Annotated in this window: 23 protein-coding genes and 2 tRNA genes; 10 read left to right on the top strand and 15 right to left on the bottom strand. The window is 46.0% G+C overall.

The window, feature by feature from the left end; translation table 11 throughout:
* Positions 1-51: 51 nt before the first annotated feature.
* The 6 genes from CD05_RS0104880 to CD05_RS0104855 all read right to left on the bottom strand — a co-directional run bounded on the left by CD05_RS0104880 (position 52) and on the right by CD05_RS0104855 (position 3,609).
* A complete protein-coding gene (locus CD05_RS0104880; protein ID WP_242841232.1) occupies positions 52-309 on the bottom strand; it encodes a spore coat protein in 258 nt (85 codons plus the stop codon).
* Positions 310-321: 12 nt separating this feature from the next.
* Complete coding sequence (locus CD05_RS0104875) at positions 322-501, bottom strand: hypothetical protein (RefSeq protein ID WP_028509545.1); 180 nt, start codon at positions 499-501, stop codon at positions 322-324.
* Positions 502-607: 106 nt separating this feature from the next.
* Positions 608-1,282: a hypothetical protein gene (locus CD05_RS0104870; RefSeq protein ID WP_028509544.1), complete on the bottom strand. Its 675-nt coding sequence runs from the start codon at positions 1,280-1,282 to the stop codon at positions 608-610.
* A gap of 70 nt (positions 1,283-1,352) precedes the next feature.
* Entirely contained in the window at positions 1,353-2,225 is an 873-nt protein-coding gene (locus CD05_RS0104865; RefSeq protein ID WP_028509543.1) for a DegV family protein, read from the bottom strand.
* A gap of 13 nt (positions 2,226-2,238) precedes the next feature.
* Positions 2,239-2,733 carry a tRNA (cytidine(34)-2'-O)-methyltransferase gene (locus tag CD05_RS0104860; RefSeq protein WP_198021570.1) on the bottom strand — a complete coding sequence of 165 codons (495 nt, stop codon included), beginning with the start codon at positions 2,731-2,733 and terminating at the stop codon, positions 2,239-2,241.
* Positions 2,734-2,751: 18 nt separating this feature from the next.
* On the bottom strand, positions 2,752-3,609 hold the full coding sequence (locus CD05_RS0104855; protein ID WP_028509541.1) for a pyridoxamine kinase: 858 nt from the start codon (positions 3,607-3,609) through the stop codon (positions 2,752-2,754).
* Positions 3,610-3,907: 298 nt separating this feature from the next.
* On the opposite strand from CD05_RS0104855, the gene CD05_RS0104850 reads away from it, so the two are divergent.
* The gene (locus tag CD05_RS0104850; protein ID WP_028509540.1) at positions 3,908-4,987 is read left to right on the top strand and encodes a GGDEF domain-containing protein; all 1,080 of its coding nucleotides are present in this window, start codon (positions 3,908-3,910) and stop codon (positions 4,985-4,987) included.
* 52 nt (positions 4,988-5,039) lie between these two features.
* Here CD05_RS0104850 and CD05_RS0104845 read toward each other — a convergent pair whose 3' ends face one another.
* Positions 5,040-6,887, bottom strand: coding sequence for a hypothetical protein (locus tag CD05_RS0104845; RefSeq protein ID WP_028509539.1), 1,848 nt, complete (start codon positions 6,885-6,887; stop codon positions 5,040-5,042).
* 6 nt (positions 6,888-6,893) lie between these two features.
* Positions 6,894-7,412 (bottom strand): RNA polymerase sigma factor, encoded by a 519-nt coding sequence (locus CD05_RS19540; protein WP_028509538.1) that lies wholly within the window; start codon positions 7,410-7,412, stop codon positions 6,894-6,896.
* 144 nt (positions 7,413-7,556) lie between these two features.
* On the opposite strand from CD05_RS19540, the gene CD05_RS0104835 reads away from it, so the two are divergent.
* Positions 7,557-7,632: transfer RNA gene (locus CD05_RS0104835), tRNA-Thr, on the top strand.
* 158 nt (positions 7,633-7,790) lie between these two features.
* Here the strand turns inward: CD05_RS0104835 and CD05_RS0104830 are convergent.
* A complete protein-coding gene (locus tag CD05_RS0104830) occupies positions 7,791-7,994 on the bottom strand; it encodes a helix-turn-helix transcriptional regulator (protein ID WP_028509537.1) in 204 nt (67 codons plus the stop codon).
* A 189-nt stretch (positions 7,995-8,183) separates the two neighbouring features.
* Between CD05_RS0104830 and CD05_RS0104825 the strand changes: the two genes are divergently transcribed.
* From CD05_RS0104825 to CD05_RS20540, 3 genes are all read left to right on the top strand, one after another.
* Positions 8,184-8,411 carry a hypothetical protein gene (locus tag CD05_RS0104825; protein ID WP_028509536.1) on the top strand — a complete coding sequence of 76 codons (228 nt, stop codon included), beginning with the start codon at positions 8,184-8,186 and terminating at the stop codon, positions 8,409-8,411.
* 177 nt (positions 8,412-8,588) lie between these two features.
* Positions 8,589-9,542, top strand: a complete 954-nt coding sequence (locus CD05_RS0104820; protein WP_028509535.1) for a site-specific integrase — start codon at positions 8,589-8,591, stop codon at positions 9,540-9,542.
* A gap of 124 nt (positions 9,543-9,666) precedes the next feature.
* Positions 9,667-9,768: transfer RNA gene (locus CD05_RS20540), tRNA-OTHER, on the top strand.
* 170 nt (positions 9,769-9,938) lie between these two features.
* Here the strand turns inward: CD05_RS20540 and CD05_RS0104815 are convergent.
* The gene (locus tag CD05_RS0104815; RefSeq protein ID WP_028509534.1) at positions 9,939-12,050 is read right to left on the bottom strand and encodes a metallophosphoesterase; all 2,112 of its coding nucleotides are present in this window, start codon (positions 12,048-12,050) and stop codon (positions 9,939-9,941) included.
* A gap of 165 nt (positions 12,051-12,215) precedes the next feature.
* Between CD05_RS0104815 and CD05_RS0104810 the strand changes: the two genes are divergently transcribed.
* Positions 12,216-12,902, top strand: coding sequence for a response regulator transcription factor (locus CD05_RS0104810; protein WP_028509533.1), 687 nt, complete (start codon positions 12,216-12,218; stop codon positions 12,900-12,902).
* Between the two features lie 83 nt (positions 12,903-12,985).
* A complete protein-coding gene (locus CD05_RS0104805; RefSeq protein ID WP_028509532.1) occupies positions 12,986-14,161 on the top strand; it encodes a HAMP domain-containing sensor histidine kinase in 1,176 nt (391 codons plus the stop codon).
* A gap of 162 nt (positions 14,162-14,323) precedes the next feature.
* On the opposite strand, the gene mobC is transcribed toward CD05_RS0104805, so the two are convergent.
* On the bottom strand, positions 14,324-14,668 hold the full coding sequence (gene mobC, locus CD05_RS0104800) for a plasmid mobilization relaxosome protein MobC (RefSeq protein ID WP_028509531.1): 345 nt from the start codon (positions 14,666-14,668) through the stop codon (positions 14,324-14,326).
* Between the two features lie 505 nt (positions 14,669-15,173).
* Here mobC and CD05_RS0104790 point away from each other — a divergent pair.
* From CD05_RS0104790 to CD05_RS0104780, 3 genes are all read left to right on the top strand, one after another.
* Complete coding sequence (locus tag CD05_RS0104790; RefSeq protein ID WP_028509529.1) at positions 15,174-15,548, top strand: hypothetical protein; 375 nt, start codon at positions 15,174-15,176, stop codon at positions 15,546-15,548.
* 152 nt (positions 15,549-15,700) lie between these two features.
* Positions 15,701-15,919, top strand: a complete 219-nt coding sequence (locus tag CD05_RS0104785; protein WP_028509528.1) for a transposon-encoded TnpW family protein — start codon at positions 15,701-15,703, stop codon at positions 15,917-15,919.
* Positions 15,920-16,008: 89 nt separating this feature from the next.
* The gene (locus CD05_RS0104780; protein ID WP_028509527.1) at positions 16,009-17,640 is read left to right on the top strand and encodes a recombinase family protein; all 1,632 of its coding nucleotides are present in this window, start codon (positions 16,009-16,011) and stop codon (positions 17,638-17,640) included.
* An 85-nt stretch (positions 17,641-17,725) separates the two neighbouring features.
* Here CD05_RS0104780 and CD05_RS0104775 read toward each other — a convergent pair whose 3' ends face one another.
* The 4 genes from CD05_RS0104775 to CD05_RS0104760 form a co-directional block, all read right to left on the bottom strand.
* Positions 17,726-19,720, bottom strand: coding sequence for a methyl-accepting chemotaxis protein (locus CD05_RS0104775; RefSeq protein WP_028509526.1), 1,995 nt, complete (start codon positions 19,718-19,720; stop codon positions 17,726-17,728).
* Between the two features lie 193 nt (positions 19,721-19,913).
* On the bottom strand, positions 19,914-21,005 hold the full coding sequence (locus tag CD05_RS17535; protein ID WP_051588833.1) for a hypothetical protein: 1,092 nt from the start codon (positions 21,003-21,005) through the stop codon (positions 19,914-19,916).
* 13 nt (positions 21,006-21,018) lie between these two features.
* Entirely contained in the window at positions 21,019-22,590 is a 1,572-nt protein-coding gene (locus tag CD05_RS0104765; RefSeq protein ID WP_028509525.1) for an MBOAT family O-acyltransferase, read from the bottom strand.
* On the bottom strand, positions 22,587-23,765 hold the full coding sequence (locus tag CD05_RS0104760; protein ID WP_028509524.1) for a diaminopimelate decarboxylase: 1,179 nt from the start codon (positions 23,763-23,765) through the stop codon (positions 22,587-22,589). Before CD05_RS0104760 ends, CD05_RS0104765 begins: the two co-directional genes overlap by 4 nt.
* Positions 23,766-23,767: the final 2 nt, after the last annotated feature.

Below are 23,767 nucleotides of genomic sequence, written 5' to 3'. Positions count from 1 at the left end.
GCAGCACTTGCACAAAAAAGCCTCCCCTTAAGCGGGGAGGCAAGGCTGCTCTCAGGCCGAGAATTTCTGTCTGACTGAGTCTATCTTCTGCTGAGGGGCGCTGCACATCTGATACATACCCATCGAGGACATTGTCTCATAGATATTCTTCTGCATATTCAGGCTCTCGTTGAGCCCGGAGCTGAAGACGCTCCTCACACTGTCGGTAGCGCTCTCGACTGCGCCGTGCATATAAAGGTCGCACACGCCCTTTTCGAGGTTGAGAAGATTTGTAGCTATCGTCTTATCATCATTTGACTGCATATTCATAGTGATACCTCCTTACTTGCCCAGAAGACTGTAAAAGTGCGAGAAAAGCTCTGCGTGTCTGCGCTCGCAGTCGTTTATCATGTTTCTGAGCCTTTCGTCCTGCACCCTCTGCGATGCGTCGTTACACATCTGTCTGATAAACTGTTCGTGGCCGAGCACGTCTTCGATATAAAGCAGCTCTTTATCGGTCATAGTCAACCGCCTCCTTAATGTTTTGTGATTATATTATTGGCGGAAAAATATGGTTTATTCACAAAGGCAGGAAAAAACCGCCCCGGAGCATCAGGGCGGTGTATGATTATTTACTTGAACTGTCTTTATCCTTTACAAGCTCGTCTCTTGTCTTCTTATCAACGATCTTGTTCTCAGCAAGCAGATAGCAGCCGGTGAGGTTATCGTAGTTGTCGTCCTTCTCGCCCTTCCAGCACCATATCTCCTTGTCGGTGAGCTTTTTGTGCTTGTCGGCTTGCTTGATGATATCGGCAAGCTCCCTGACAGATGCCTCGATATCGCTTGCAGGCTTATCTGTGAAGACAGCCATAAACACGTCGCTGTCAAGGCCGTCGTAGTGTTCATACTCAAAGCCCATGCTTTCCTTTAACTCGTCCTCTTTTTCGGACAGTTTGCTCTGGATATACTCGTTGTACGCCTTAGCCCAGTTATCTGTCGTCTTCTCAGCATAGCCGAGGTCAGCGCCCTCCATTTCCTTACGGTACTTCTCGCTCGTCACCTGAAACTTAAAGCCGCATTCTTTGTCCATAAAGGTGTAGACTACCTTATCGTCCGACTCTTCCTCGGTCTTTACATAATTCGCACCGGGAAGGTTCTTTTTTATATAGTCCTTAGTCTCCATTACCGTTTTGAGCTTTACGTCCTCTTTCTTGGTGAAGGTCTCGCCGCAGCTGCAAAAGCACACAGCAAGAAGCGCTGTTATCAGCATTATAACGGACATTTTCTTAAAAACAGCTCTCATAGTAAAACATCTCCTCTTTATTTAGATAAAAAACAATTAGATAAATAATGAGAAATGAGCAGTAAAACTATTATTTGTTCTGTGATTTGAATATTACTCCGACAACCTTGGGGCCTGCATTTACAGCTATCTCAGCACCTATGCGGAAGGTCATCTCAGGCGGATAGCCGACACTCTTGGTCATAGCGGCCTTCATTTCCTCGCACACGCTCTCGTCGCTGCCGTATACTATGCAGTAGGGTGTCTTGGGTATCATCTCGTTTACCGTGAGGTCGAGTATCTTGGGAACGAGTGTCTTATCTCCCCTGACCTTGGCCTCTGTGGTTATCTGATTATGCTGGATACGTGAAACAGGGCGAAGACCCATCACCTCGCCGACAAATGCCGCAGCAGCCGGTATCCTGCCGGATTTCTTGGCGTACTTAAGGCTGTACATACCAAAGAAGATAACGCAGTTATCCACCCAGTCGTTTATGAATGCGACTACCTCATCAGCCGATGCGCCCTTCTGCACCTTTGCAGCAGCCTGAACCACCGGGAAGCCGTAGCCGCCTGTATAGCTCCTGCCGTCGATGTTGTAGATATTCATCTTATCCTTTATCTCGGGGTGGTTCTCATATAGCTCCTCCTTTGCGAGGACTGAGTTTGAATATGTAGCCGAGCCCTTTGAGTTGATAGATACATATATGACGTCGGTATAGCCTTCCTCGTAAAGCGCCTTATACTCGTCATAGAAGTCAAACTTTGTTATCTGCGAAGTAGAGGGTATGCCGTCATACTCGTCAAGTATCTTATAAAGCCCCTCGTTATCAAAATCGACTCTTGCAGTATAGCTCTTTTCACCGACTGCGAGCTTGAAGTTGAGCACTCTTATGCCGTATATCTGCTCGTCCTCCCTTGTTATATCACTTGCCGAATCAGTCATAATAATGACTTTAGCCATATCAACATCTCCTTTACCATTCATATTGTGTAAGCCTGCCCTCTCGCCCGAGGTCAGGGTAATCCCACTGTCTGAGCACCTCATAGGTCGCTATTGCGACGGAGTTCGAGAGGTTAAGGCTCCTGAGTGTGGGACGCATGGGTATCCGGGAACAGAAGTCCCCATTTTTGTACAGCAAGTCTTCCGGAAGGCCTTTATCCTCCCTGCCGAAGACCAGAAACACGTTTTTATCCTCGGGATAGTCTATCTGCGAATGAACGTTTTTGCCCTTGGTCGTGAAATAGTAGTACACGCCCTCGGTCTTTTCAAAAAACTCGTCCAGATTTTCGTACTCATATATTTCGAGCTTATCCCAGTAATCGAGCCCGGCACGTTTTAGCTGCTTATCCGTTATCACAAAGCCGTAGGGCTTAACAAGGTGCAGCGCCGCCCCTGTGACCGCACAGGTACGGGAGATATTCCCGGTGTTCTGCGGTATCTGAGGCTCGACAAGAACTATATTAAGCATTATTATCTCCTCTTTGCATCAAAAGCTGACATAATCGTCGAGCACCTGATAGCTCATAAGCCACGGCAGCTGTTTTTCAAACATTATGCCTTCCTCCCATGAGGTGCCGTAGCTGTAGGTCGTCTTTATAGCAAGCTCGGTGAAAGACGCAGCCCTGTTCATAGCTATCGGCAGGCTGTCGCCGTTTAAAACACCGCCTGCGAGCACGCTTGCGAACATATCGCCCGAGCCGGAATAGCTCTTGGGCACATAGTCATTTGCGACCTTCCAGAAGGTGCTCGTTGCCTTATCATAGCCGACAGTAGCTATCTCACCGCCGCCGAGATGCACGCTTGTAATGACCACTATGCCCGCACCCTTTTCAGAGAGCCGCACGAGCCATGACTTTATCTCGCTGTGGCGCATAGGTGCTGTGGGGTATTCCTCCCCGAGCAGGATAGCCGCTTCGGTGAGATTGGGGGTGATGATATCAGCAACTGCCACAAGCTCGCCCATTCTCTCACAGAGAGTCTTGGTATAGGTCTTATACGCCCTGCCGTCGTCACCCATTACCGGGTCAACTATCTTGAGCGCCTTGTCAAAGGTCGTGAAATATTCAAGACAGTGGTCTATCTGCTCTATAGAGCCCAAAAAGCCGCTGTAGATACAGTCAAACTCTACCCCGAGCTTTTTATAGTGTTCAAGTGCCGGGAGCATATAGTCTGTAAGGTCACGCTTGACAAACTCGCCGAAGCCGGTATGCGCCGACAGCACCGAGGTAGTCACCGGGCAGACCTGTATGCCCATTGCCGAGAGGATAGGTATTATCACAGTGAGCGAGCAGCGCCCGACACCCGAGATATCCTGTATAGCGGCAACCTTCTTTATCTCATTCATTCTAACAAACCCTTCGATCAATGCATATTTTCACATTATAATATTATACCATATATTCAATACTTTTTCAATAGCTATTTTAACAGTTTAGTGCCGGATGTCGCAGGATAAAGAAACAAAAACATACAAAATATTAAGAAAAGGTGTTGCAATCGTTGACGTTTTGGTGTATAATAGATATGTACTATGAGATATTATGCCATTGTGAAAGGGGGCGGCAGCGATAAAAGAATACCTTTCAAAAAGAATAAAGTCGATAGAATTCTACTTCCAGAGCAAGGAAGTCCAGGCAGACCTTATGAAGGCGCTGAGCGGACGGCTCTGTCAGCAGATAATCTATGCCGCCTGCATAGTCATACATTCTATCATGGTTATGCTGTTCTACGGCTACGGAGTAGATGTGATGATGTATTACAACATCGGCTCGGTGCTGTTCTACATAAGCCTGCTGGTAGCTGTCACGGCTGTGAAGAAAAAGACGCTATCGATGTTAGACATAGTTCTCGGCGAGGTAATGGTCTTTTCGATAGTCTCGACTGTGGCTGTAGGCTGGGAATGCGGCTTTGCGCTGTACCTTATGGTAATACTCCCGGCGCCGTTCTTCATGCCGGAGGCAAAGCTGTCGGCTTCTGTGTTCACAGGAATTGTGATAGCGGTGTCGTTCGTGCTCACAAGGCTTTATGTAAGCGACCCTGAGGTGATAACCCACCGCATAGACAACAACGACCAGATGACAAAGGTCTGCATACTCAATGTCGTGATAACATCATTCATGCTCGTATTCATAGCTATGATGTACGTTATATCGAGCATCATCAGCAAGAAGATGATGAACGAGAAAAACGAGGAGCTCAGACAGCTTGCATCTATCGACCCGCTGACGCAGCTTTTCAACAGGCGTGCCATGACCGAGTACATCAAGTCAGTTCACGAATCAGCGCAGGATACCGGCAGGCCGTATGCGATAATTCTGGCGGATATCGACAACTTCAAGAAGATAAACGACAACTACGGCCACTCTATAGGCGACGAGGTGCTCAAAAAGGTAAGCTCGACGATAAGCTCACTTGTGCCGAGCGAGGGCTACATATGCCGCTGGGGCGGTGAGGAGATACTCTACATACTCCCCGACTGCCGTGAGGAGCGTGCAGCGATAATCAGCGAGCAGATAAGAAATGACATCTGCCGTCTGCGTTTTACATCACACGGTGTGGAATTCAGCATCTCGATGACCTTCGGGCTTACTCTGGCAGACATAAACAAGGACTATGAGCTAAGCATAAACCTTGCAGACGATTATCTCTACTGCGGCAAGGAAAACGGCAAGAACATCGTTGTGACGAAGAAAATTTACGAGAACATAATGAAAAGCCCCTGATCGTTCAGGGGCTTATCTTTATATCTTTATCTTTTGTTCTGCAATCAGTGTATCACTTAACACTTTCATATACGGGATAATAGAAATCCCATATTGCCTTCATCTGCTTGTAAACTTCGCTCTGCTTGTCGAAATAGAATACGTTGCCGGTCTCGCAGTCGTCATCACGGCTGTCAAGGTCTGTCAGGCGGATAAAAGCTGCATCCTCGTTTATATTAGCACCTAAAAGCTGGACTAAACCACCGTCGCTTTCGTCGTACCAGAAAACGTACATCATCGTGCCCCATGTTTTTGTAAGCGGATCATCGACAGGAGTAAATGTCTCGGCAGGCTTTATCTCGCCTGACTTGTATGAATCATACACGCCCTTGATGAGGTCTTCATACTCATCAATAAGCTCAAAGCTCATGGCTGACTGCGAGTTTTCCGTATCTCTTGGCCGCCTGAAATGCACTACCGTCATATCCTCGGGGTAGTTATCTATAAACGAAAGGGGCTTTATCTCGTCGGAAGAATACTTCATATCAGGTGTCCATGATACAGTAGTCACCTTAGATGTCTTTTTAGCCGTGTTGTTTGCTGTCTTTGTAGTTGTTTTCTTCTTTGTAGTGGTCTTCTTTGTTGTCTGCTGAGTTGTGGTAGTGGTCGTATCCTCGTCAGATGTAACGGTCTTTTCTTCCGGTGTCTTGTTCTTATTCCCGACCTTGCTCCACATATCTTTCAGATACTTATAGATCTCGGCATTGTCAGATATCGAGTATCCTGACATACTCTTGTAGGTTGCACCATCATAAACGGTCTCTAACATATACAGAGTCGCATTCTCTTCACTGCCGATATCGAATCTGAGCTTTGCATTACCGATAGAAATAGCAACAACGTGATTGTTATCATAAGGATCCCAGTCTTCTTCCTCACTTACGTCTACATCTTCAGGAAGTTCGCCGGCCTTGTAGGCATTATAGAAAGCCTCGATGTTGCCGGTCACATCAGAATAATCAATACCGCACTTATCAAGATCTACATTGGTGATATAATCACCCTCATTATAAATATAGATGCTCAGATTATACGGGTTGACCCTGTTCTGTTCATCGAGCTTCTTGCTGCCTGCTTCTTTGCATTCTGCGATGATATCGTAAAGCTCTTTGTTCTTGCTGCCGTCGATATAATAATCATCACTCTGTTCGTCTCCGAGAGCGAAATGTATCTCGATAACATTGCTGCTGTTCATTCTTACAAGAAAAGCTCTGTCATTCTTTTTGTCACGAAAAGTTATTTTACAGTCATTGAACGAAGCCATATCGACATCAGATGCCTTATAATCAGAATACGGTTTTTTAATAAAGCCGTCTGCATAAGCCCAGAGCCTGCTGAGGATATCGCTGTCAGTTATATCATACTCGCAGGTCACGCCGGCATTGTTTAAAAGAGCGATCTGAATATCATCACCGTATGTTTCTTCTGTCTTCGGTGTTGTCTGATATTTTACTACCGAAGTGGTGACTTTAGCATTATCAGGATCATCTGACGAACCGTCAGTGATCTTTGTGGTGCTGTCAGTTTCCTTTGAAGTGCCGTCTTCTGTTACTGTTGTGGTCTCAGCACCAGACGAGCTGCCGTCTGTTGACTTGGTCGTTGTAGTTATTGTCTCCGCCTGCGAAGAATTAGTTGCTGTAAATTCAGGGTCAGCAGTCTCAAGGTTTGAGTTAAGCGCATAAACGCCTATACCCACTGCAAGGATAGCTGCTGCAGCCGTTGCTACGATAGCAGCAGTATGTGACTTTACTCTTGCCCCTTTGCCGAGCCTGGCATTCAACACCTCATCTGCGCTCAGATCAAGGGCGGTGGACTTGTGTTCCTGTTCAAACATATTCTTAAGCATATCTTTCTCCTTCATAAGTTATCATTCCTTTCCATAGATCCGCCTTAACCGGCCAAGCGCACCGTAGAGCTTACGTTTGACGCTGCTCTCACCTATTTCCAATAGACCTGATATCTCGCATAATGTATACCCTTTATAATAATACATAAAAAATATCTTCTGAGTAGTGAGATCCATTCTCGACAGGTGTTCATTCACCTTTTCAAGTAGTTCTTTATTTACAACGCTGTCCTCAAGGTCGAAGGTATCTGCATCCTCCTTTATCTCCTCGGGCTGCGGAGCATTTTTAAAGTGAGCGGTGAGCTTTTTTATCAGACCGTAGTACCGGAACAGTTCCCGCTTTGCGATAAGTATCACGAAAGCCTCATAGTTTTCCGGCTCGCTATCCTTCTTACATAGTGCGTCATATACACTGATATATGTATTCTGGTAAATATCGTCGATATCATCGATATTATAGCATTTTGCGGTTATGAATCTGTATGTGTTTTCCTTTGTTCTGTTATATATTGTTTCAAACAAGCGCTTGTTTTCATCCACACTGCTCCCTCCTTTCACTCATGTATTGCATTTATTATGCCAAAAAGTTATGAACATTTTTTAAACAAATAAGAAGAAAAAATTTCTTTTTTGCTATTGACAAAGCCCTCAAAATAGTGTATAATATATAAGCAATAAAAAAAAGCTACTATGGCTCAGTAGGTAGAGCACGTCATTGGTAATGACGAGGTCACCGGTTCAAATCCGGTTAGTAGCTCCATAGAAAATGCCCGATTTTACGCTGTTTGCGTGAGGTCGGGTGTTTTTATTATAAACGTCTGAAAAGCGATTTGTACACTATTTGTACACTATGATAGAAATTGTACACCAAAAATGGGTATAAATGAGTAAACGGCTGTCGAACGATCAGCCGCTTTTTTATTCCTCATACTCTAATATATCACCCGGCTGACATTCAAGCAGCTTGCAGATAAGTGCAAGGTTATCACTTGAAACTATTTCACCGTTTCTGAATTTCTGAATAGTTCGCTCCCCCATTATCTTTTCTTTTCTGAGCCTATATGTTGAATAGCCTTTATCTTTCAAGGCTGACAGAATATCTATTTTATACCTTATCGGCATATATCATCACCTCAGACACCATTATAACATATATATGCACACAATTCAAGTGTATAATATGCACATTATTATAATATAACTTTTGTATAGCATTACTAATTGACATACACCTATTTTGAGTGTATAATATTAAATAGCAATAAAGATTATTGCAAAACACTATACAATATTAAATGGAGGTTTTGAAAAATGACAGATTTAAACTATGAAACACTTATCAATGTTATCTACCGTGAATATGCGGAAAACTCTTTCGATTGCTCCTCACATTGGAACGAATACGAAAGAACGCTTGAAAAAGACGAAAAGCAGACAGGAAAAGATGACCTTGTAGAAGATTTTATATCCGTTGTATATGATGAAAAGCAGCTTGCATTCAGAGCAGTCTTTCACGCAGCCACACAGCTAATGAGATAATACTTTCCCAATAATAAAAAGAACATAAGCAGCCCCTCAGACCAATTGAGGGGTTTTCTTATGCCTAAATTGCAAATATAACGCCCGTTTCAGGCGTTTTTATATATGGGGGTGTAGTTTATCACTTTTTGACCTAAAAGCCGTCAGAGGGCTTTGTGCTTTGTCTATGGGCGTGATATGCTGTCCCAAAGGATATACTCAGGGCTTTCACAGCTCGGACATTTAAAGCTGACAGCTATAAAACCTATACACATACAGAATTTTATCAAATACCTGTCAGAAAGTGAATGTGTATTTGTTTTCAAGAACGGTGAAACCAAAAAGCAGGGTAAAAAGCCGTCAGCCTCAACAGTTAGGCGTTATCTTGCTATTGTGCAGTCAATACTCAATCAAGCGGTAAAGCTCGAAATAATACCCTATAACCCTGCAAAGGCTGAAAAGCTGACAATCCCCAAAGCAGCCACTCCAAAGGTTGAGATATTCACCAAACAAGAGGCGGCACAAATGCTTGAATGCCTTGAAGATGAACCTTTACAGTTCAAAGTATTAGTACAGCTTGCAATAATGACTGGCGCACGCAGAGGTGAGCTTGTAGCTCTCAAATTCTCTGATATTGACTATAATACAGGGCGCATAACAATAGAACGTGCAGCCGTAAAGCTGACAGGTCAGCCGATAACCACCAAGCCCCCGAAGGATTATGAGGTCAGATCGGTAGTTGTTCCGACTGAGTGCATAGAGCTTATACAAGAGCTTAAAACGGAAAAAGAGCAAGAGGCTGAAAAGCTCGGCGATCAATGGATAGAGGGCGGCTGGATTTTTACACAATGGAACGGTGAAATAATGAACCCTATGACACCTACAAAGTGGTTTGAAAAGTTTCTTGCAAAAAACGGCTTAAAACACCGCAAATTCCACAGTCTGAGGCATACCTCAGCTACACTTTTATTATACGGCGGTGCAAGTATCAAGCAGGTTCAGGGGCGTTTAGGTCACGGTGATATTGAAACTACAAACAAATATCTGCACTACATAGCAGAAGCCGACAGCGAAAGTGCCAATATTTTACAAAATATGCTTATCACACATAAAACAAATGATATTTCCGATAAAGAGGTCAAGCAGGCGTAAAAAGCCTGCTTTTCTTCTTTTGTACAATAATATGTACTGCAATTTTGTACACTATTTGTACACTAACTTTACAAAAAGCAAGCTTTTATTACTAAATATTATTAAATTATGAACGCATAAAATGGCGTATTATAGGGCAAAACTCGACATTACAAGATTTAACAAATTCTATCCATAACCATTGGTAATGACGAGGTCACCGGTTCAAATCCGGTTAGTAGCTCCAACGCCCTGTTTGATACGGGGCGTTTTTTATTGCTACTTTTACTGCATAAAAAAGACACGGCCAATAAAAAGTGCGCTCACATAGAAGTTTTCCAAACTACTATATACAAGACCTTTACAGCAAGCTATAAAAAAGCAGATGCTTTCTACCGTGAAAGCATCTGCTTTTTGCTATGTTATAGACTCAAGCGGGATCTGCTCTGACTCCCATGTGCTGTCGGCGTGAATGGTAATCAGTTCAGCACCGCGCTGTTTTGTCTCTTTTTCAATGCCCGGCATTGCAAGGTAGTCAATGCTCATGCCGTAGGTCAGGCGGATACCTTTATATTCGATAGACGCATTGTTGTAGTGGTCGTGACCACAGAAGAATCCCGTCGTGCTGCCAAGTTCAAGGGCGGTATCGAACATCTTGCTCGGATAGTCCGAACAGCACACAAGGTAATTGGTGATACCGCCGTGATCGCCGGGGTTCTCACCGTAGAAATATTTGACCTCGTCGCTGCCCTCGTTGTAAAGCTCCGTCGCAGTCCTGTACTCCTGCAATGGGAAATGGAAAAACACCATTGAGTTTACCGTGTGACCTGCCTCAGCATTCATTCTCCTGACTTCATCGGCGTACCAGTCCACCTGATCGTCATGGATATAGTCATAGACGTTGATGCCCTCGCCCGTGTAGGCGTTTGAGTCTATCATGAAAAGCCCCGTGTTCAGCGAGCCGTCAGCATTTCTTATCTCGATCAGCTGATTGTTTCTGCCCATGACATCGGGCTGGGTATATGGGTAAAGCAGATTGCCCGAGGTCTTGAAAGACAGCGACTTGTATACCTCATTCAGCTCCTGCTTGTTTGCAGATGCCAGAGATTCCGTGTCGTGGTTGCCGTAGGTGAAAGCCCACGGAATGCCGGTATTTCGCATAAATGCCGCAAACTGCCCCACAGGTGCGGTGTTGTTCAGCGACATGGACATTATCCCCATCGGGAAGCTCAGATCACCCGTGACCACAACAAGGTCGGGGTGGGTATGCTCTATCTCTGCATAGCAAGCCTTCAGCGCCTTTATGTCCTTGCGGTAGGAGTACAGACTTCCGCCGATGTGAATGTCGGTAAGGTGGAGTATCTTGAAATCATCGGTGGTTTTGGTTATAGTGTAAACACCCGTTTCGTCATTGTACTCTATCTTGTGAGTGTTATGCTCGACAACGGGAACGGAATTGATGTAGTTTTGGGTGTACCATGTGTCCTGCTGTAAGATCATAAAGCCCGATGCCGCAATTGCAATTGCCGTATATACCGCTATTCTCGGCTTGTTGATGACGATATTTCTGAATGTGACCTTGCGTCTTAATGTGAAATCATAGACTATAACGAGCAGTCCGAAGAATATCCCTGCGATCATAAACACATTTCCGGGGTATGCGATATCCTTGCTCTTTATGACCGTAAATGCTGTCACGGCAAGCCAGTAGACCGCCGAAAATATCGTTATGCCAATGATGTGCTTTTTGTACTTGCCCTTATCGGGAATGTTTATCCTCCGCCTTATCATTTTAAGGCTGAGGATATTTTTTATCAGCAGAAATACGGGAATTTCGATAACGATGCTGTTATTGAAGAAGTTTTCCGCAAACTCTGCCGATTTGGAGTTGCCGAAGAAGTAAAAGCTCAGTTCTGATGCCACAAACACGAACACCACTGCAAACAGCAGCGCAATTCCGTTGAGAAGACGCTTTGCGTACTTGTCACTTCGGGTACGGAGATATTTGTAGGAATCGGTGTCGTATTTGCTCCCCACGGCGGCTTTCTCGGTTTTCAGATATTTGCGGAACGGAAATGATGCGATAAATAGATCTACTGATATAACAAACACATTTCCAATGACGGCAATGGGTTTAGCTGTGATGTTGTAGATCAGCCAGAACACTTGCAGCAGCGCAAACACCGCAAATGCCGAAGTGAAATATATCCTCAGACGCTGTTTCCATATCTCCTTTTTCAGCGGACGAATATCAACAGCCTGCGTTTCGCCGCGCCATTTTTCCGCACTGTCCGCAGGGTAGCCTGCAAGCTCTGCCATCTGCGAGAGCTTGCCGTATCTGCCGAGCAGCTCCTCCAAAGCCTCGTCCTCGTGGCGGTCAGCCTTTATCCTGTCAAACTCCGAATTGAGAGCAGATTCAATCTTTTCCTGTGCCTGCGTGACCTCCTCGGAATAGGGAATGTCGTCAAACATCATATCAACGACCGCTTTTATCTTGCGGTTTTGTTCTGTATCAGTTTTCTTTGCCATGGTGTTCTCCTTTCGTGCTGTACTATTAAAAGTATATCAGATTATTTCATTCGTTGTCAAGCCTACAAAAAGCCCGATGAATTGACGAAAACCGCCGTATATGTTATAATTATAAGAAGTAAGGCTCAAAACCTAAAGAAAATTTTATATATTTGAGGAAGAAAAATGTCTGATGAATACATACTGATAGTTGACGATGACAGCGATATACGAAATCTGCTGGGAATCTACCTTGAAAACGAGGGATACAGCTATATCAAATGCGACAACGCTTTGAAGGCACTCGATGTGCTTGATAAGTCTAAGGTCGTGCTGATACTTCTTGATGTGATGATGCCGCAGATGGACGGCATTTCCGCCTGCATGAAAATAAGGGAGAAAACCAACGCACCGATCATTTTCATTTCCGCAAAAGCCGAGGATATGGATATTGTAAACGGGCTGATGTCGGGCGGCGATGATTATGTCACAAAGCCCTTTGACCCCGTTCTGCTGATGACGAGAGTGAAAGCACAGATCCGGCGGTTCAAGCAATACAACGCCCCTGCCGACAAGCCCGACACTCTGCAATATGATGACATTACGCTGAACACCGAAACACACAGGGTATGGGTCAGCGGCACGGAGATACAGCTCACGTTCAAGGAGTATGAAATACTTGAACTTCTCCTCCGCAACCGAAACAATGTGCTGTCAATGGGTCAGATATATGAAAAGGTGTGGCACGAGGAATTCATCGGTGCAGAGAATACCGTGATGATGCACATTGCAAACCTACGCAAAAAGCTGGACTTCGACAAGTCGGGCAGAAACATCATCAAGACGGTTTGGGGACGGGGTTACAAAATATGAAGAAATAGCCTGTTTTCCTGATCGGCGGTATCCTGACGGGACTGCTGGCGGCAACGCCGTTCCTGTCGCTGGGTTCTGCCTGCATGAGCATTTATAACAGCCGCCTGATGATGATACCCTTCGTTTTGGCAGCAATAGGGGTGTTTGCACTGATACAGTTTATCGTGTCAAGAAAGCGTTTTCAGACGCTGAAAAACTTTTATCTGCTGTCTGCTGTGCTGGCATTCGACTCGCTTATCGTGCTGACAAGAATTGTCTTAGGTGTGGGCGAGGGGCTTATCACAAAGCTGGCAAAGTATTCTTCAGATGAGCAGAACAGCGTGTTCGGGCTTATCGTTTTATACGGTATATTGCTTGTGAGCATAATTATTTTTGTTGTGATATTCGGGCTGATAACAAAGCACAAGTCGGAGTATATCGGGAAAATTTCCGATGATGTCAGCAGGATAGCTGAAAACGGTGCGGATATTCATGTGGAAGAAAAAGGCAATGACGAGCTGACAGTCCTCAGCCGAAGCATCAACCAGATGAACGCAGATTTACAAGAAAACAAGCTCCGCCAGCAGAAAGCCGAACAGCAGAAGAACGAACTGATCTCAAATGTATCCCACGATCTGCGAAGTCCGCTGACATCTATCATGGGCTATGTTCAGCTTTTGAAAGGTTACAGCGACCGCAACGACGAGAAGTTTTCCGAGTATATTGAGGTCACTGACAGGCGGCTAAAAGGTCTGAATGGACTGATAAATGAGCTGTTTGAGCTGACGAAAATGGATTCGCCCGACTTCCGCCTGAATACAGAGCAGGGCGATGTGACGGCTTTCATCAAGCAATTCGGCTATGAAATGAAAGCACTGTTGCATCAGAACAGTCTGAATCTTGAAACTCGCATTGATGATGAGCCGTTCATCACAAAAGTGGACTTTGACAGGCTGGCAAGGGTCATGGAAAACCTCTTTGCGAACGTGATAAAATATGCCGAGCCTCACACCGATGTAAGGCTTGAAAGCAAGGTCGGCACGGGCAGTATCAGCATTTCGCTGTCCAACACGATCCGCAAAGGGGCAGAGGTCAGCACCGAGGATATGTTTGACCGCTTCTACCGTGACGATCAGTCAAGGACAGACACCGACAGCGCAGGTCTTGGGCTTGCGATAGCAAAGAAGATCATTGAACTGCACGGCGGGGAGATCTCTGCAAAGGCTGACAAAGGTGTGATAACTGTGACTGTCGTGCTGATCTCCAAATCAATATTGTAGATACAGTATATACCATAATTCTTTCGGGGGCCAGCTCTGCGGAATAATTGTAACCATTCTTGTGAAGTGCGCAGCAATTTCAAAAGCCAGTCCGGTACATAGCGCACATATCGTATTTAATCGCCGTCGGGAATTATCCTGACGGCGATTTTCAATTTCTGCTCAATGCTTTAGCTGAGCCACCTTTGTTTGCAGAAACATCAACGGACGCCAGAGCTTATCGCCAAGCTCCTTGATCTCCTCAATATCTTCCTTGTAAACTTTGTTTGTGACATTTGCTCGGTGGGCAATTTGGTTGATATTGTTTGCGATATTATTCGCAAGTACAGTGAGCCGTTTTAGCTCGTTTTCGTCGATATGGACGATGTAACCCTCGAAGATCATGGCTCTTACAAATCCACTGAGACTGCTCATACAGCTGTTAGCAAACTTCTTCTTGATAGCCGCCATTTCTTCGGGGCTGACACGGACTTTCAGGTACAGTGTACGCTTCTTTTCGTCTTTCATTTCTTTTATTCTCCATTTTTATTTTTCTCAATTCGGGGTCGTAGGGGCAGCGCCCTCTGCCAAGCCTTGTGAAGTGTGTGTAGTCGCATTTTGCGCCCACACTTCACCGTGCTTGCTGGTAGAGTTTCGCCCCTGTGGAGCGAATGTCATTTCCGAGCATTTCAGCTCGGTCTTTTTTCTCGATTCCGAGAATTGGAGCTGTGCGACTTTCTCTATATCGTCGCTCCCCATAATCAATATAGCGCACTTTCCCGATCACGTCAATAATAAATTTCAGATTTTTTATGTTCGCTCAAAATCGCTTCGTCAAAATGCCCGGATAGCGTAAATGGTGTAATAGCGTGATTTCAGTTTTTTGAATCTAAAAATTCCCCGGACATTTGTTAACAAAGTATGAACAAAAGTTTGTGCGCAATGCGGCTTGTATTTCAAATGTAGAGCGCGCTATAATTGGATCATGGCAGTTGAGCTTCGGTCACTCGGCTCTGCCTGCTGAGAACAAAAAATGAAAGGTTGTGATTTTTCTATGGGCATCTATACAGAAAAGAGAGATCAGCTCACCCTGAAGATCAAAGGGTTGGAAAAGCGTATCGCCAGCGATACGGCTAAGAAGAAAACTCTGGAGGACAAGCTGAAAGAAGTTTCTCGTCTGGCGATGGCGGAGGAGTACAACTGCAAGCCCCGTGAGCTTGATGAGATCATCACCTCGGAGCATTCGCTGTTGCAGAAACTCCGTGCAAGCGGTCTGTCCGATGACGAGCTGTTGAAACTGGTCGGAGGCGGAAACTCTGAGAATGAGAAAAGCAATTCCGCCGATCTTGCCACTGACTTCGGTCAGCAGATGATCTTTACGGACAAAGCGAATCCCTATGAGGATTAAAACTATCCGGTAACAAAAAGTGTAGCCGTAAAATACTCAGTCGGCTCAAAACACTGAGCCGATCTTACGGCTATTATGAGGGTGAGAGATAGAAAGCGAAGCCCTCGACTCTAAAGCATAGAGAAAGAGAAGCTAAAGGAGTAAAATTCGCTATGAATAAAAATGATACTGCCGTAGAGAAAGAAAAGGCAGAGACAACTTTTAATACAACGTCCGAATACAAAATTGGACATACCCTTTACACGGTGACAACCGTGTTCAACCCTGCTTCAAAGGAAACCCTTTCGGATACTCTGAAAAGGCTGATCATCAGGGAGAGCGAAAAACTCCTCGGTGAATCCGGACAAGAACCCGAGAAGCAGGCTGTGTAACTTTGGAATATCGGCGCATTGTATTTATTTTCGGTGCGCGCTATAATGATAACATAGCTTGCTGTATCTGTCGGAAAGAGAGGTAAATTATGACAGACAAGATCACAGCATTGTATTGTCGTCTGAGCCAGGACGATATGTTACAGGGCGAGAGCAACAGTATCACCAACCAGAAGGCTATCCTCAAGAAGTACGCCGATGATAACGGCTTTGGCAATACGGTTTATTATGTCGATGACGGAGTTTCGGGTACGACGTTTGATCGTGAAGGCTTCAAGGCTATGATGGCTGACGTAGAAGCAGGAAAAGTCGGAACTGTTATCACTAAGGATTTAAGCCGTTTAGGTCGTGACTATCTGAAAACTTGCGAGTACATCGAGATCATATTTCCCGATTACGATGTCCGCTACATTGCGATCAATGACGGCGTGGATACATTCAAATCCGAGAATGAGCTGATGGCTTTCAAGAACATTTTTAATGACTGGTACGCCAGGGATACGTCGAAGAAGATCAGAGCCGTTTTCAAGGCTAAGGGACAATCGGGTAAGCATCTTTCCAATCCGATCTATGGCTACAAGCACTCGGAAACGGATAAGAACCTGTGGGTGATTGACGATGAAGCAGCCGAAGTCGTTCGCAAGATTTTCCGCCTTTGCATTGAAGGATATGGTCCAGCGCAGATTGCACGCATTTTGACGGAAGAAGGTATCCCAACACCGACAGCCTATGCACTTTCGCAAGGCAGAGACAACGGTCACAAGAATGCTAACCTCAATCGCTGGGGAATGGAAACAATCTCAGGTATTCTTGAAAAGCCCGAATACGCAGGTCATACAGTGAATTTCCGTACTCATGTGAAGTCCTACAAAAACAAGAAGCGTGTGGATAACCCAAAAGAGGATTGGCTGATCTTCGAGAATACCCATGAAGCAATTATCTCCCAGCAGGAGTTTGATCTGGTGCAGGAGCTTCGTAAGAACAAGCGCCGCCCAACCAAACATGAGGAAGTCAATCCATTTTCGGGTATGGTCTACTGTGCGGACTGCGGAAAGAAGATGTATCTGTGCCGAGCAACAAGTCTGACCGTCGATCAGGAACATTTGAAGTGTTCCACATATTCCTCAGACAAGGACGCTTGTTCTGCCCACTTCATCAGAACTGTTGTGCTGAATGAAATCGTGTTGAACGAGCTGAACAAACTACTTGTCAGGGTTAAGGAACATGAGGACGAGTTTGTGCAGGCGGCTATGGACAATTCCGTTCAGAAGCAGTCCTCGGAACTTACAAAAGCAAAGAAAGCCCTGAAACAGGCTGAAGCGCGTATCATTGAGCTTGACAAGCTGTTCACAAGGCTTTATGAGGACAATATATCAGGGAAAATTTCCGATGAGCGATTTGCCATAATGTCGGCAGGATATGAAAACGAGCAGAAAAAGCTCAGGGCAACCGTAGCAGAGCTTACTGACTTCATCGAAACGGCAGAGCAGAAGTCCTCCGATGTGACTGCTTTCATCAGGGCAGTACAGAAGTATGAGCATATCACGGAGCTGACACCTGAAATCATGCATGAGCTTATCGAAAAAATCGTCGTTCACACTCCTGACAAGAGCAGTGGTCACCATACACAGCAGATCGACATTTATTATCGCTTCGATGTCGCAGTATCGACTGCGGTCGCTGACAGTATGAAGTACGACAAAAAGAGAAAGGTTGCGTAACCAAGGCAGTTACGCAACCTCATCTTAAAATCTTAAATACTTCTTTATCGGCGCACTTCTTACAGCCGTGCCTTTTTTGTTTTCATCACTTTTCAAACCGTGAGATTATCTCGTTTATGTCCTCGGCGGTCTGGCGGTTCTTTTCGATGTATTCGTTCAGCTCCAAAACAAGCTCGTAGGTGGTGTGTGCCTTGCCGTTTATGTCGAGCACACCTTCCTCGTTCTTGCCGACTATCGAATCGAGCCTGCCTGTCTCTCCCCTTATCCTGCCAAGGATAGTCGTCATGGAGTCGATGTCGTCATTGGCGGCGTTTATCGAATCAGACAGCTTGTCGGATATCGTGTGCATATCCTTGAATATACCCGTGATATCATTCTTGATAAAGAGTATGATATCATCAAGGCAATGCTTGATGTTTGAAACATTTGCGTTCATCTCGTCGCATACTCTTGCTATGCTCGCAGCAGCACTCGCTGTGTTGTCAGAGAGTGTCTTTACCTCTGATGCGATGACTGCAAAGCCCTTGCCTGCGTCGCCTGCCCTTGATGCCTCGATAGATGCGTTGATAGCGAGCAGGTTCGTTGATTTGGCTATCTGACCTATGAGCTCAACATTCTCGTTGATATCAGACAGTGCATCGAGGTAGCCGACAGATGTCTTGATGTTTTCTTCCGTTTCGGCGGTCTTCTGAGAAACAGAATCAAACATCTCATCAGCGCTTCTTAGCATCTCCTTTGCGTCCTCAACACGCTCGTTGTTTGATATCTTGCTCTGATCCATTATCTCGGAAATGCCGTCTATCTCCATGCTCACAGAGTGAAGCGCCTGCGATGCCGAGCGTGCTTCATTTGCAAGCTGCTGGGTGGTCTTGGTGTTATTTGTTGCATAGCCTGAAAGAGCATTAACTGCGACTATCATCTTTTCAGAGCCGTCGCCGAGCTGTTCAGAACAGCCTGAAAGGGTGGACATTATCTCCTGCCATGTGCCGGTAAGCGAGCTGACAGACGTTGCTATCCTGCCGACCTCGCTGTTTTTGCCGTTATACTTTTCAATACTGTCGCTTCCGACCAGTGAAAGGTTAGACAGCTTATCAACAGCCGATGTGACCTTATTGAGCGGCCTTGTGATGATAGTTGATACAACGACTGTGGCTATGATTATGATAAGCTCTGCTATGATAATGAAAACGATGAAGCTGTGCTGTATCTTATAGCTGTCAGCAAGCAGCTCATCGGTATCGCAGCGCATAGTTACGACAAGGTGCTGGTCGGGCATATAGCTATAGGCGTAGGTGAAATCACCGTCGGTATAGATGCCGGCCATATCATCATCGCCGACCTTGTCAAGTATCTCAAGAAGGCGTGAATCCTCTATCTCCTTGGTTATCATGTCGTTGTCGGAGTGATATGTATATATCTTTGCATTGGTGTCAAGTATAGCATACTGCTCGCTGTCAAAGCTGGTGGTCCTCTGCTGGGCAAGCAGGTCATTAAGGCTCGAAAGGAACGGACCGCCGCCTACAAGGCCTATCGGTGTCCTGCCGTCGTCGTCATAGACTGCCATACGGAGGTTGAGAATCAGCATCTTTGAAGCCGGGGATACGAACGCACCGCCGTTATAGAAGCCGTCAGTGCTGTTTGTCATTGTCTGGCGGTAGGGGTCGAGCTCATCGCCCTTTCTTGTTACCATGCCTACTGCCGAGGGGTTAGAATGTGCGAGCACCTTTGTATTCCAGTCGGAAAGATAAACACCCTCCCATTTATTCAGCTGGGAATAATACTTCTCGGTGTATATCTGGGCACGCTTTACTGCCTTTTCATCATCGGGGGATTTTATAAGAGCCTTTATCTCATCGGCCGATGCATACTCACGCATCATCGTCTCGGAGTCCTTAACAAAAAGGTCGATAAGCTCTGTCTGCCCGTCGATAACGGTGAGCATATTATCCTCTGCCTGCTTTTCAACAGCATTTGACACGCTGTTTCTGAGCACAAGATAAAAGCCTGTCATGCACAAAAGCGACACAAGGCCTATACATATACAGATAACTATACCCATTTTAAGATTTTTTACCAGCATATCTATACTTCCTTTATAAAATAATTGCTTTATTTTAGTATATTATAGCACATTTCGCCAAGAGAGTCAATACATATTAACATAAAATACATAAAAAACCTCCCCGGGATCGAGGAGGCTAAAAGACATATTGGTTTTAAGGCAACACCGCACGAAGCCTTCAGGCGGTCTTTGTGCGGTGTTGCCTTAACTATCAGTCTATCTTGTCACGGTATTCAAAGTCGCCCTCGAAGTAGAACTCGTCCTCCTCCCGAAGGGTACGCTCTTTGAGGTCAACAAACAGCTCCTTGGCAAAATCTGCCGACTCCTTCCACTCTTCATCGACATCATCGGAATGGTCGGTCGATATATCGTAGTGCGAGGTGATATAGCCGCCCAGAAAATCGGTAAACTTCTCACAGCCGATAGAGTTTAAGTGCTCTCTGTTATAGTAATCTGTCTTTGGGTCGATGCCTATCTCTGTGTCAGAAATATCCGAGCAGTCGAGGTAGTCGAACCCAGCATCGGCAGCAGCCTTTGCGACCTCGGCCGAGGCTTCCTCAGACAGTGGATTTTTATGCGGCGCACGCAGAAAAAGCACATTCTTTACACCCTTCTCCTGCAAGAGCTCTATTGTATCGTAGAGCGCCTGCCTGCCGACGTTGCTGAGCTTTGCAGGCTTACGCTTTCTGATCGTTGACACCTTTGAGTCTGTAGTCGTTCTTGTGCTGAATGCTTTGAGCCTTGCCGGGCCGCTGAGGTCAGACATTATAAGCCTGCCGGCACGGTAGGTCTGGTAAGACAGACTTTTCCAGTTCTCATGGTGCTTGATAAGCGGCACATAGAAGCTGAGCTTGTCGTCCTCGGGGGCATATTTCTCGATAAGGTCTATCTTAAGAGACGACATGGGGATATTATCTATCAGCCTGCGGTAATTCGCATCATGCAGGCAGTCATCGTCGCCGTAGAGATAGCCGTTTATCTCGATAACGAACAGCTGAGGCTCCTGACGGCTGAGATATGTCTCTATCATCGCAGGATAAAGCTGGCCGGGTGCGCCCTCATAGCATAAGTTATAGCCGGTATAGCCGTATTTGTCATAGGCAAGCGGTGCGCAGTAATCTGCATACATCTCGCTCGAACCTATGAATGCTACGTCCATAGAGTTTTTTGGCTCTTTGAAGAATTTCTTGATATGCGACTCACACGAGGTCGTCGTCCTGATCAGGAACCATGAGAGAAACAGATACACGACGAGCATAACATAAGCCAGTATGAGCAGCTTTTTAACACGTTTTTTTGTCATATCCTCTCACCCCCTAAAACTGCATATAGTAGAAGTCGGCAGGGTTCGTTCCGGGGCCGTAGTGGCCGAACACAACGACCGAGAACACGAGCACGACAAAAACTGCCGACTCGAAAATAAAGCCCTTTGCGCAAATACGCTCCCTGACAGTCTTTGTGCTTGTTTCCTGCATATGCGAGATAACTGCGAGCACGCTTGCTGCTGCCATTACCATTAAAAGCTCTCTGAAGGATATCAGCAGCGTTCTATAAAACTCTGTATGCATAAGCTCTGTGAAATGGAAGTCTGTGATGCTCTTGGCCATCATATCGAGTGCCGAGCCGAAGTCGGGCGCTATATCAAAATAATAGCCTACAAGCACTATCAGGAACGTTCTTATCACCTGGAATGCTATAAAAAGCCTGTTGGTATCCTTTATCTTAAGGGCTTGCTTCCACTTGCCGAAGCGTTCTTCAAGAAGTGTCGAGAACATTATGATACCGCCGTTCCAGATACCGAAGGCTGCGTATTTCCAGTTAGCGCCGTGCCAGATACCGATTATGATAAAGGTGATAAGCGATGCTATGCTGACAGGCAGCACCTTTGCTATCTTCATGCCGAAGTGCTTCTTTAACCACTTGGAGAAGTTCATAAAGGTCTTTGACATGGCTATCGGGTAGAAAAGGTATTCCTTGAGCCATGCGCCGAGGGTGATATGCCACCTGCGCCAGTATTCAGAGATACTGCGTGACTTATAGGGGCGCCTGAAGTTCTCGGCAAGGTCGATGCCGAACATCTGCGACACGCCACGGGAGATATCAACGCCGCCCGAGAAGTCGGCATACAGCTGCAATGCATAGAAAAGCGCAACTGTGAGCACATAGGTGCCGGAATAGCTCTTATGGTCGTTAGCGACGAGGTTTATGCCGCCGACCAGAGTATCAGCGATGACGAGCTTTTTGAAAAAGCCCCACGCCACGAGCAGCACGCCCTGTTTCAGGTTATCAAAGTCAAAGTCATGCCCTTCATAGAGCTGACCTGAGAGGTTTGAATAAAAGCTGATAGGTCCCTGTACTATCTGAGGGAAGAAGCTGACAAAGAGCAGCAGCTTCAAGGGATTTTTCTCAGGGGCAAACTTTTTGCGGTAGATATCTATTATATACCCCATAGACTGGAAGGTATAAAACGAGATACCGAGCGGCAAAAAGAGCTTTAAAGACGGTGCGCCGAAGGTCAGCGCAAACATATTATAGTATTTCAGAAACGAGAGTATCCCGAAATTCAGCACCAGCACAGACGCACATATCAGCTTCTTGTTGCGGGTGACTTTTGCCTTGAAGCTGTCCTTCTGCGCCTTGTCCCAGGTCTTTTTGTTTTGTTTGAGTATGCCGTCTGTCTTGTCGATATAGCGCCCGAGGGCTATACCGCCGCCGTATGTCGTCGCACCTGTGAGAAGGATAAATGCGATATACTTAAGGCATACTATCGCATAGAACCCCATGCTCGCTGCGAGAAGCACGCACCAGCGGCGCTGCTTCGGGGTGCAGTAATAAACGAGCATACAGCCGAGTGTAAAAAATAAAAAGCTGACAGAGGTGTAAGTCAAGAGCCGACACCTCCGCAGTTTAACATATATGTATCAAGATGCGGCCTGAGCTGTCTTAAGCCTTCCTTTTCGCTGTAGACGCACACCGCCGGCAGCTTTCTTGAAAGGAACACCGCTATGCCCTCGCAGACCGAGTATGCACCGCACTTTGAGAAGACGAGCGTATCGCCTATAGTAAGCTTTGGCAGGCTGACCTTTCTGACAAGGATATCCGCCGTGGTGCAGAGGCTGCCGCAGAGGCAATAGTCCGTTATTTCTCCCTCTTTATCGTCAAGAAGCTCAATGGGCGGCACCTTCATGGCCATATTCTGCCCGTAGTAGTTGAGCTGGTTGATACCGCCGTCGCATATAACGTAGTTTATATCATCTGTGGTCTTTATATCATTCACCGATGTGAGATAGAAGCCGCAGGGAGCTGCGAAGAACCTGCCCATTTCGACTGTGAGGGGGTATTTTTCGCCGAAGGAGCGCACAAACTCAGCCGCCTCGTCAAGGAGCGACAGCTCAGTATCTTCGCCGGGGTCTTTATAATACTCAACAGCAAGGCCTGTGCCGTACTCAACGTGCGAGGCTTCAAAGCCGTATTTATCCTTAAGCTCGCAAAGCAGCTCGTCTAAAAGAGTGAGCTCCTTTTCTATAGTCTTAGCCTTGGTCTTCTGGGTGCCGGTAAAATAGTGCAGACCAATAATATGTACACTTTTATATTCATCTCTGCGGCTTATGAGCTCACAGAGCTCTCCCCTGTCGATACCGAACTGGCTGCCGTGTGCAAGGCGGAGTATCACCTTTGAAACAGCGCCGTTCTCAGCGGAGACCTGGTTTACGAGGTCAAGATGCTTTCTGCTCTCGGCGGTGAAAACAGCCACGCCGTCGGCAAAAGCACGGGCAACGTCTTCCTTGGTCTTATTGACGCCGGAGAAGATTATCCTGCCCATATCAGCGCCGACCTTCTCGCAGACCGACAGCTCACCTGGCGAGCAGACCTCGATATAGTCAAACACATCAGGCAAAAACTCGGTCATGAACGGGTCGGCCTTTATCGAATAGCATATACCGACCTTTTCCCCGAAAGCCTGCCTGACCCTGCCTGCACGCTTTTCAAATATATCTGTATCAAAGACATAGCAGGGCGTCTGATATTTTGTTGTTATCTCTTTTAAAATGCTTTTGTTCATTT

The organism is Ruminococcus sp. NK3A76, from assembly GCF_000686125.1.
GTDB lineage: Bacteria > Bacillota > Clostridia > Oscillospirales > Ruminococcaceae > NK3A76.
The sequence above is the reverse complement of the archived record's forward strand: the minus strand, read 5'-3'. Positions and strand labels throughout refer to the sequence as shown.

Coding starts and splice junctions, on each gene's coding strand:
- CD05_RS0104845 (WP_028509539.1), bottom strand. CDS start 6,887: ATGAAGGAGAAAGATATGCTTAAGAATATGTTTGAACAGGAACACAAG.
- CD05_RS0104875 (WP_028509545.1), bottom strand. CDS start 501: ATGACCGATAAAGAGCTGCTTTATATCGAAGACGTGCTCGGCCACGAA.
- CD05_RS0104865 (WP_028509543.1), bottom strand. CDS start 2,225: ATGGCTAAAGTCATTATTATGACTGATTCGGCAAGTGATATAACAAGG.
- CD05_RS0104820 (WP_028509535.1), top strand. CDS start 8,589: ATGCTGTCCCAAAGGATATACTCAGGGCTTTCACAGCTCGGACATTTA.
- CD05_RS0104880 (WP_242841232.1), bottom strand. CDS start 309: ATGAATATGCAGTCAAATGATGATAAGACGATAGCTACAAATCTTCTC.
- CD05_RS0104855 (WP_028509541.1), bottom strand. CDS start 3,609: ATGAATGAGATAAAGAAGGTTGCCGCTATACAGGATATCTCGGGTGTC.
- CD05_RS17535 (WP_051588833.1), bottom strand. CDS start 21,005: ATGACAAAAAAACGTGTTAAAAAGCTGCTCATACTGGCTTATGTTATG.
- CD05_RS0104825 (WP_028509536.1), top strand. CDS start 8,184: ATGACAGATTTAAACTATGAAACACTTATCAATGTTATCTACCGTGAA.
- CD05_RS0104860 (WP_198021570.1), bottom strand. CDS start 2,733: ATGCTTAATATAGTTCTTGTCGAGCCTCAGATACCGCAGAACACCGGG.
- CD05_RS0104790 (WP_028509529.1), top strand. CDS start 15,174: ATGAAAGGTTGTGATTTTTCTATGGGCATCTATACAGAAAAGAGAGAT.
- CD05_RS0104805 (WP_028509532.1), top strand. CDS start 12,986: ATGAGCATTTATAACAGCCGCCTGATGATGATACCCTTCGTTTTGGCA.
- CD05_RS0104760 (WP_028509524.1), bottom strand. CDS start 23,765: ATGAACAAAAGCATTTTAAAAGAGATAACAACAAAATATCAGACGCCC.
- CD05_RS0104785 (WP_028509528.1), top strand. CDS start 15,701: ATGAATAAAAATGATACTGCCGTAGAGAAAGAAAAGGCAGAGACAACT.
- mobC (WP_028509531.1), bottom strand. CDS start 14,668: ATGAAAGACGAAAAGAAGCGTACACTGTACCTGAAAGTCCGTGTCAGC.
- CD05_RS0104870 (WP_028509544.1), bottom strand. CDS start 1,282: ATGAGAGCTGTTTTTAAGAAAATGTCCGTTATAATGCTGATAACAGCG.
- CD05_RS0104780 (WP_028509527.1), top strand. CDS start 16,009: ATGACAGACAAGATCACAGCATTGTATTGTCGTCTGAGCCAGGACGAT.
- CD05_RS0104815 (WP_028509534.1), bottom strand. CDS start 12,050: ATGGCAAAGAAAACTGATACAGAACAAAACCGCAAGATAAAAGCGGTC.
- CD05_RS0104830 (WP_028509537.1), bottom strand. CDS start 7,994: ATGCCGATAAGGTATAAAATAGATATTCTGTCAGCCTTGAAAGATAAA.
- CD05_RS0104850 (WP_028509540.1), top strand. CDS start 3,908: ATGAAGGCGCTGAGCGGACGGCTCTGTCAGCAGATAATCTATGCCGCC.
- CD05_RS0104810 (WP_028509533.1), top strand. CDS start 12,216: ATGTCTGATGAATACATACTGATAGTTGACGATGACAGCGATATACGA.
- CD05_RS0104775 (WP_028509526.1), bottom strand. CDS start 19,720: ATGCTGGTAAAAAATCTTAAAATGGGTATAGTTATCTGTATATGTATA.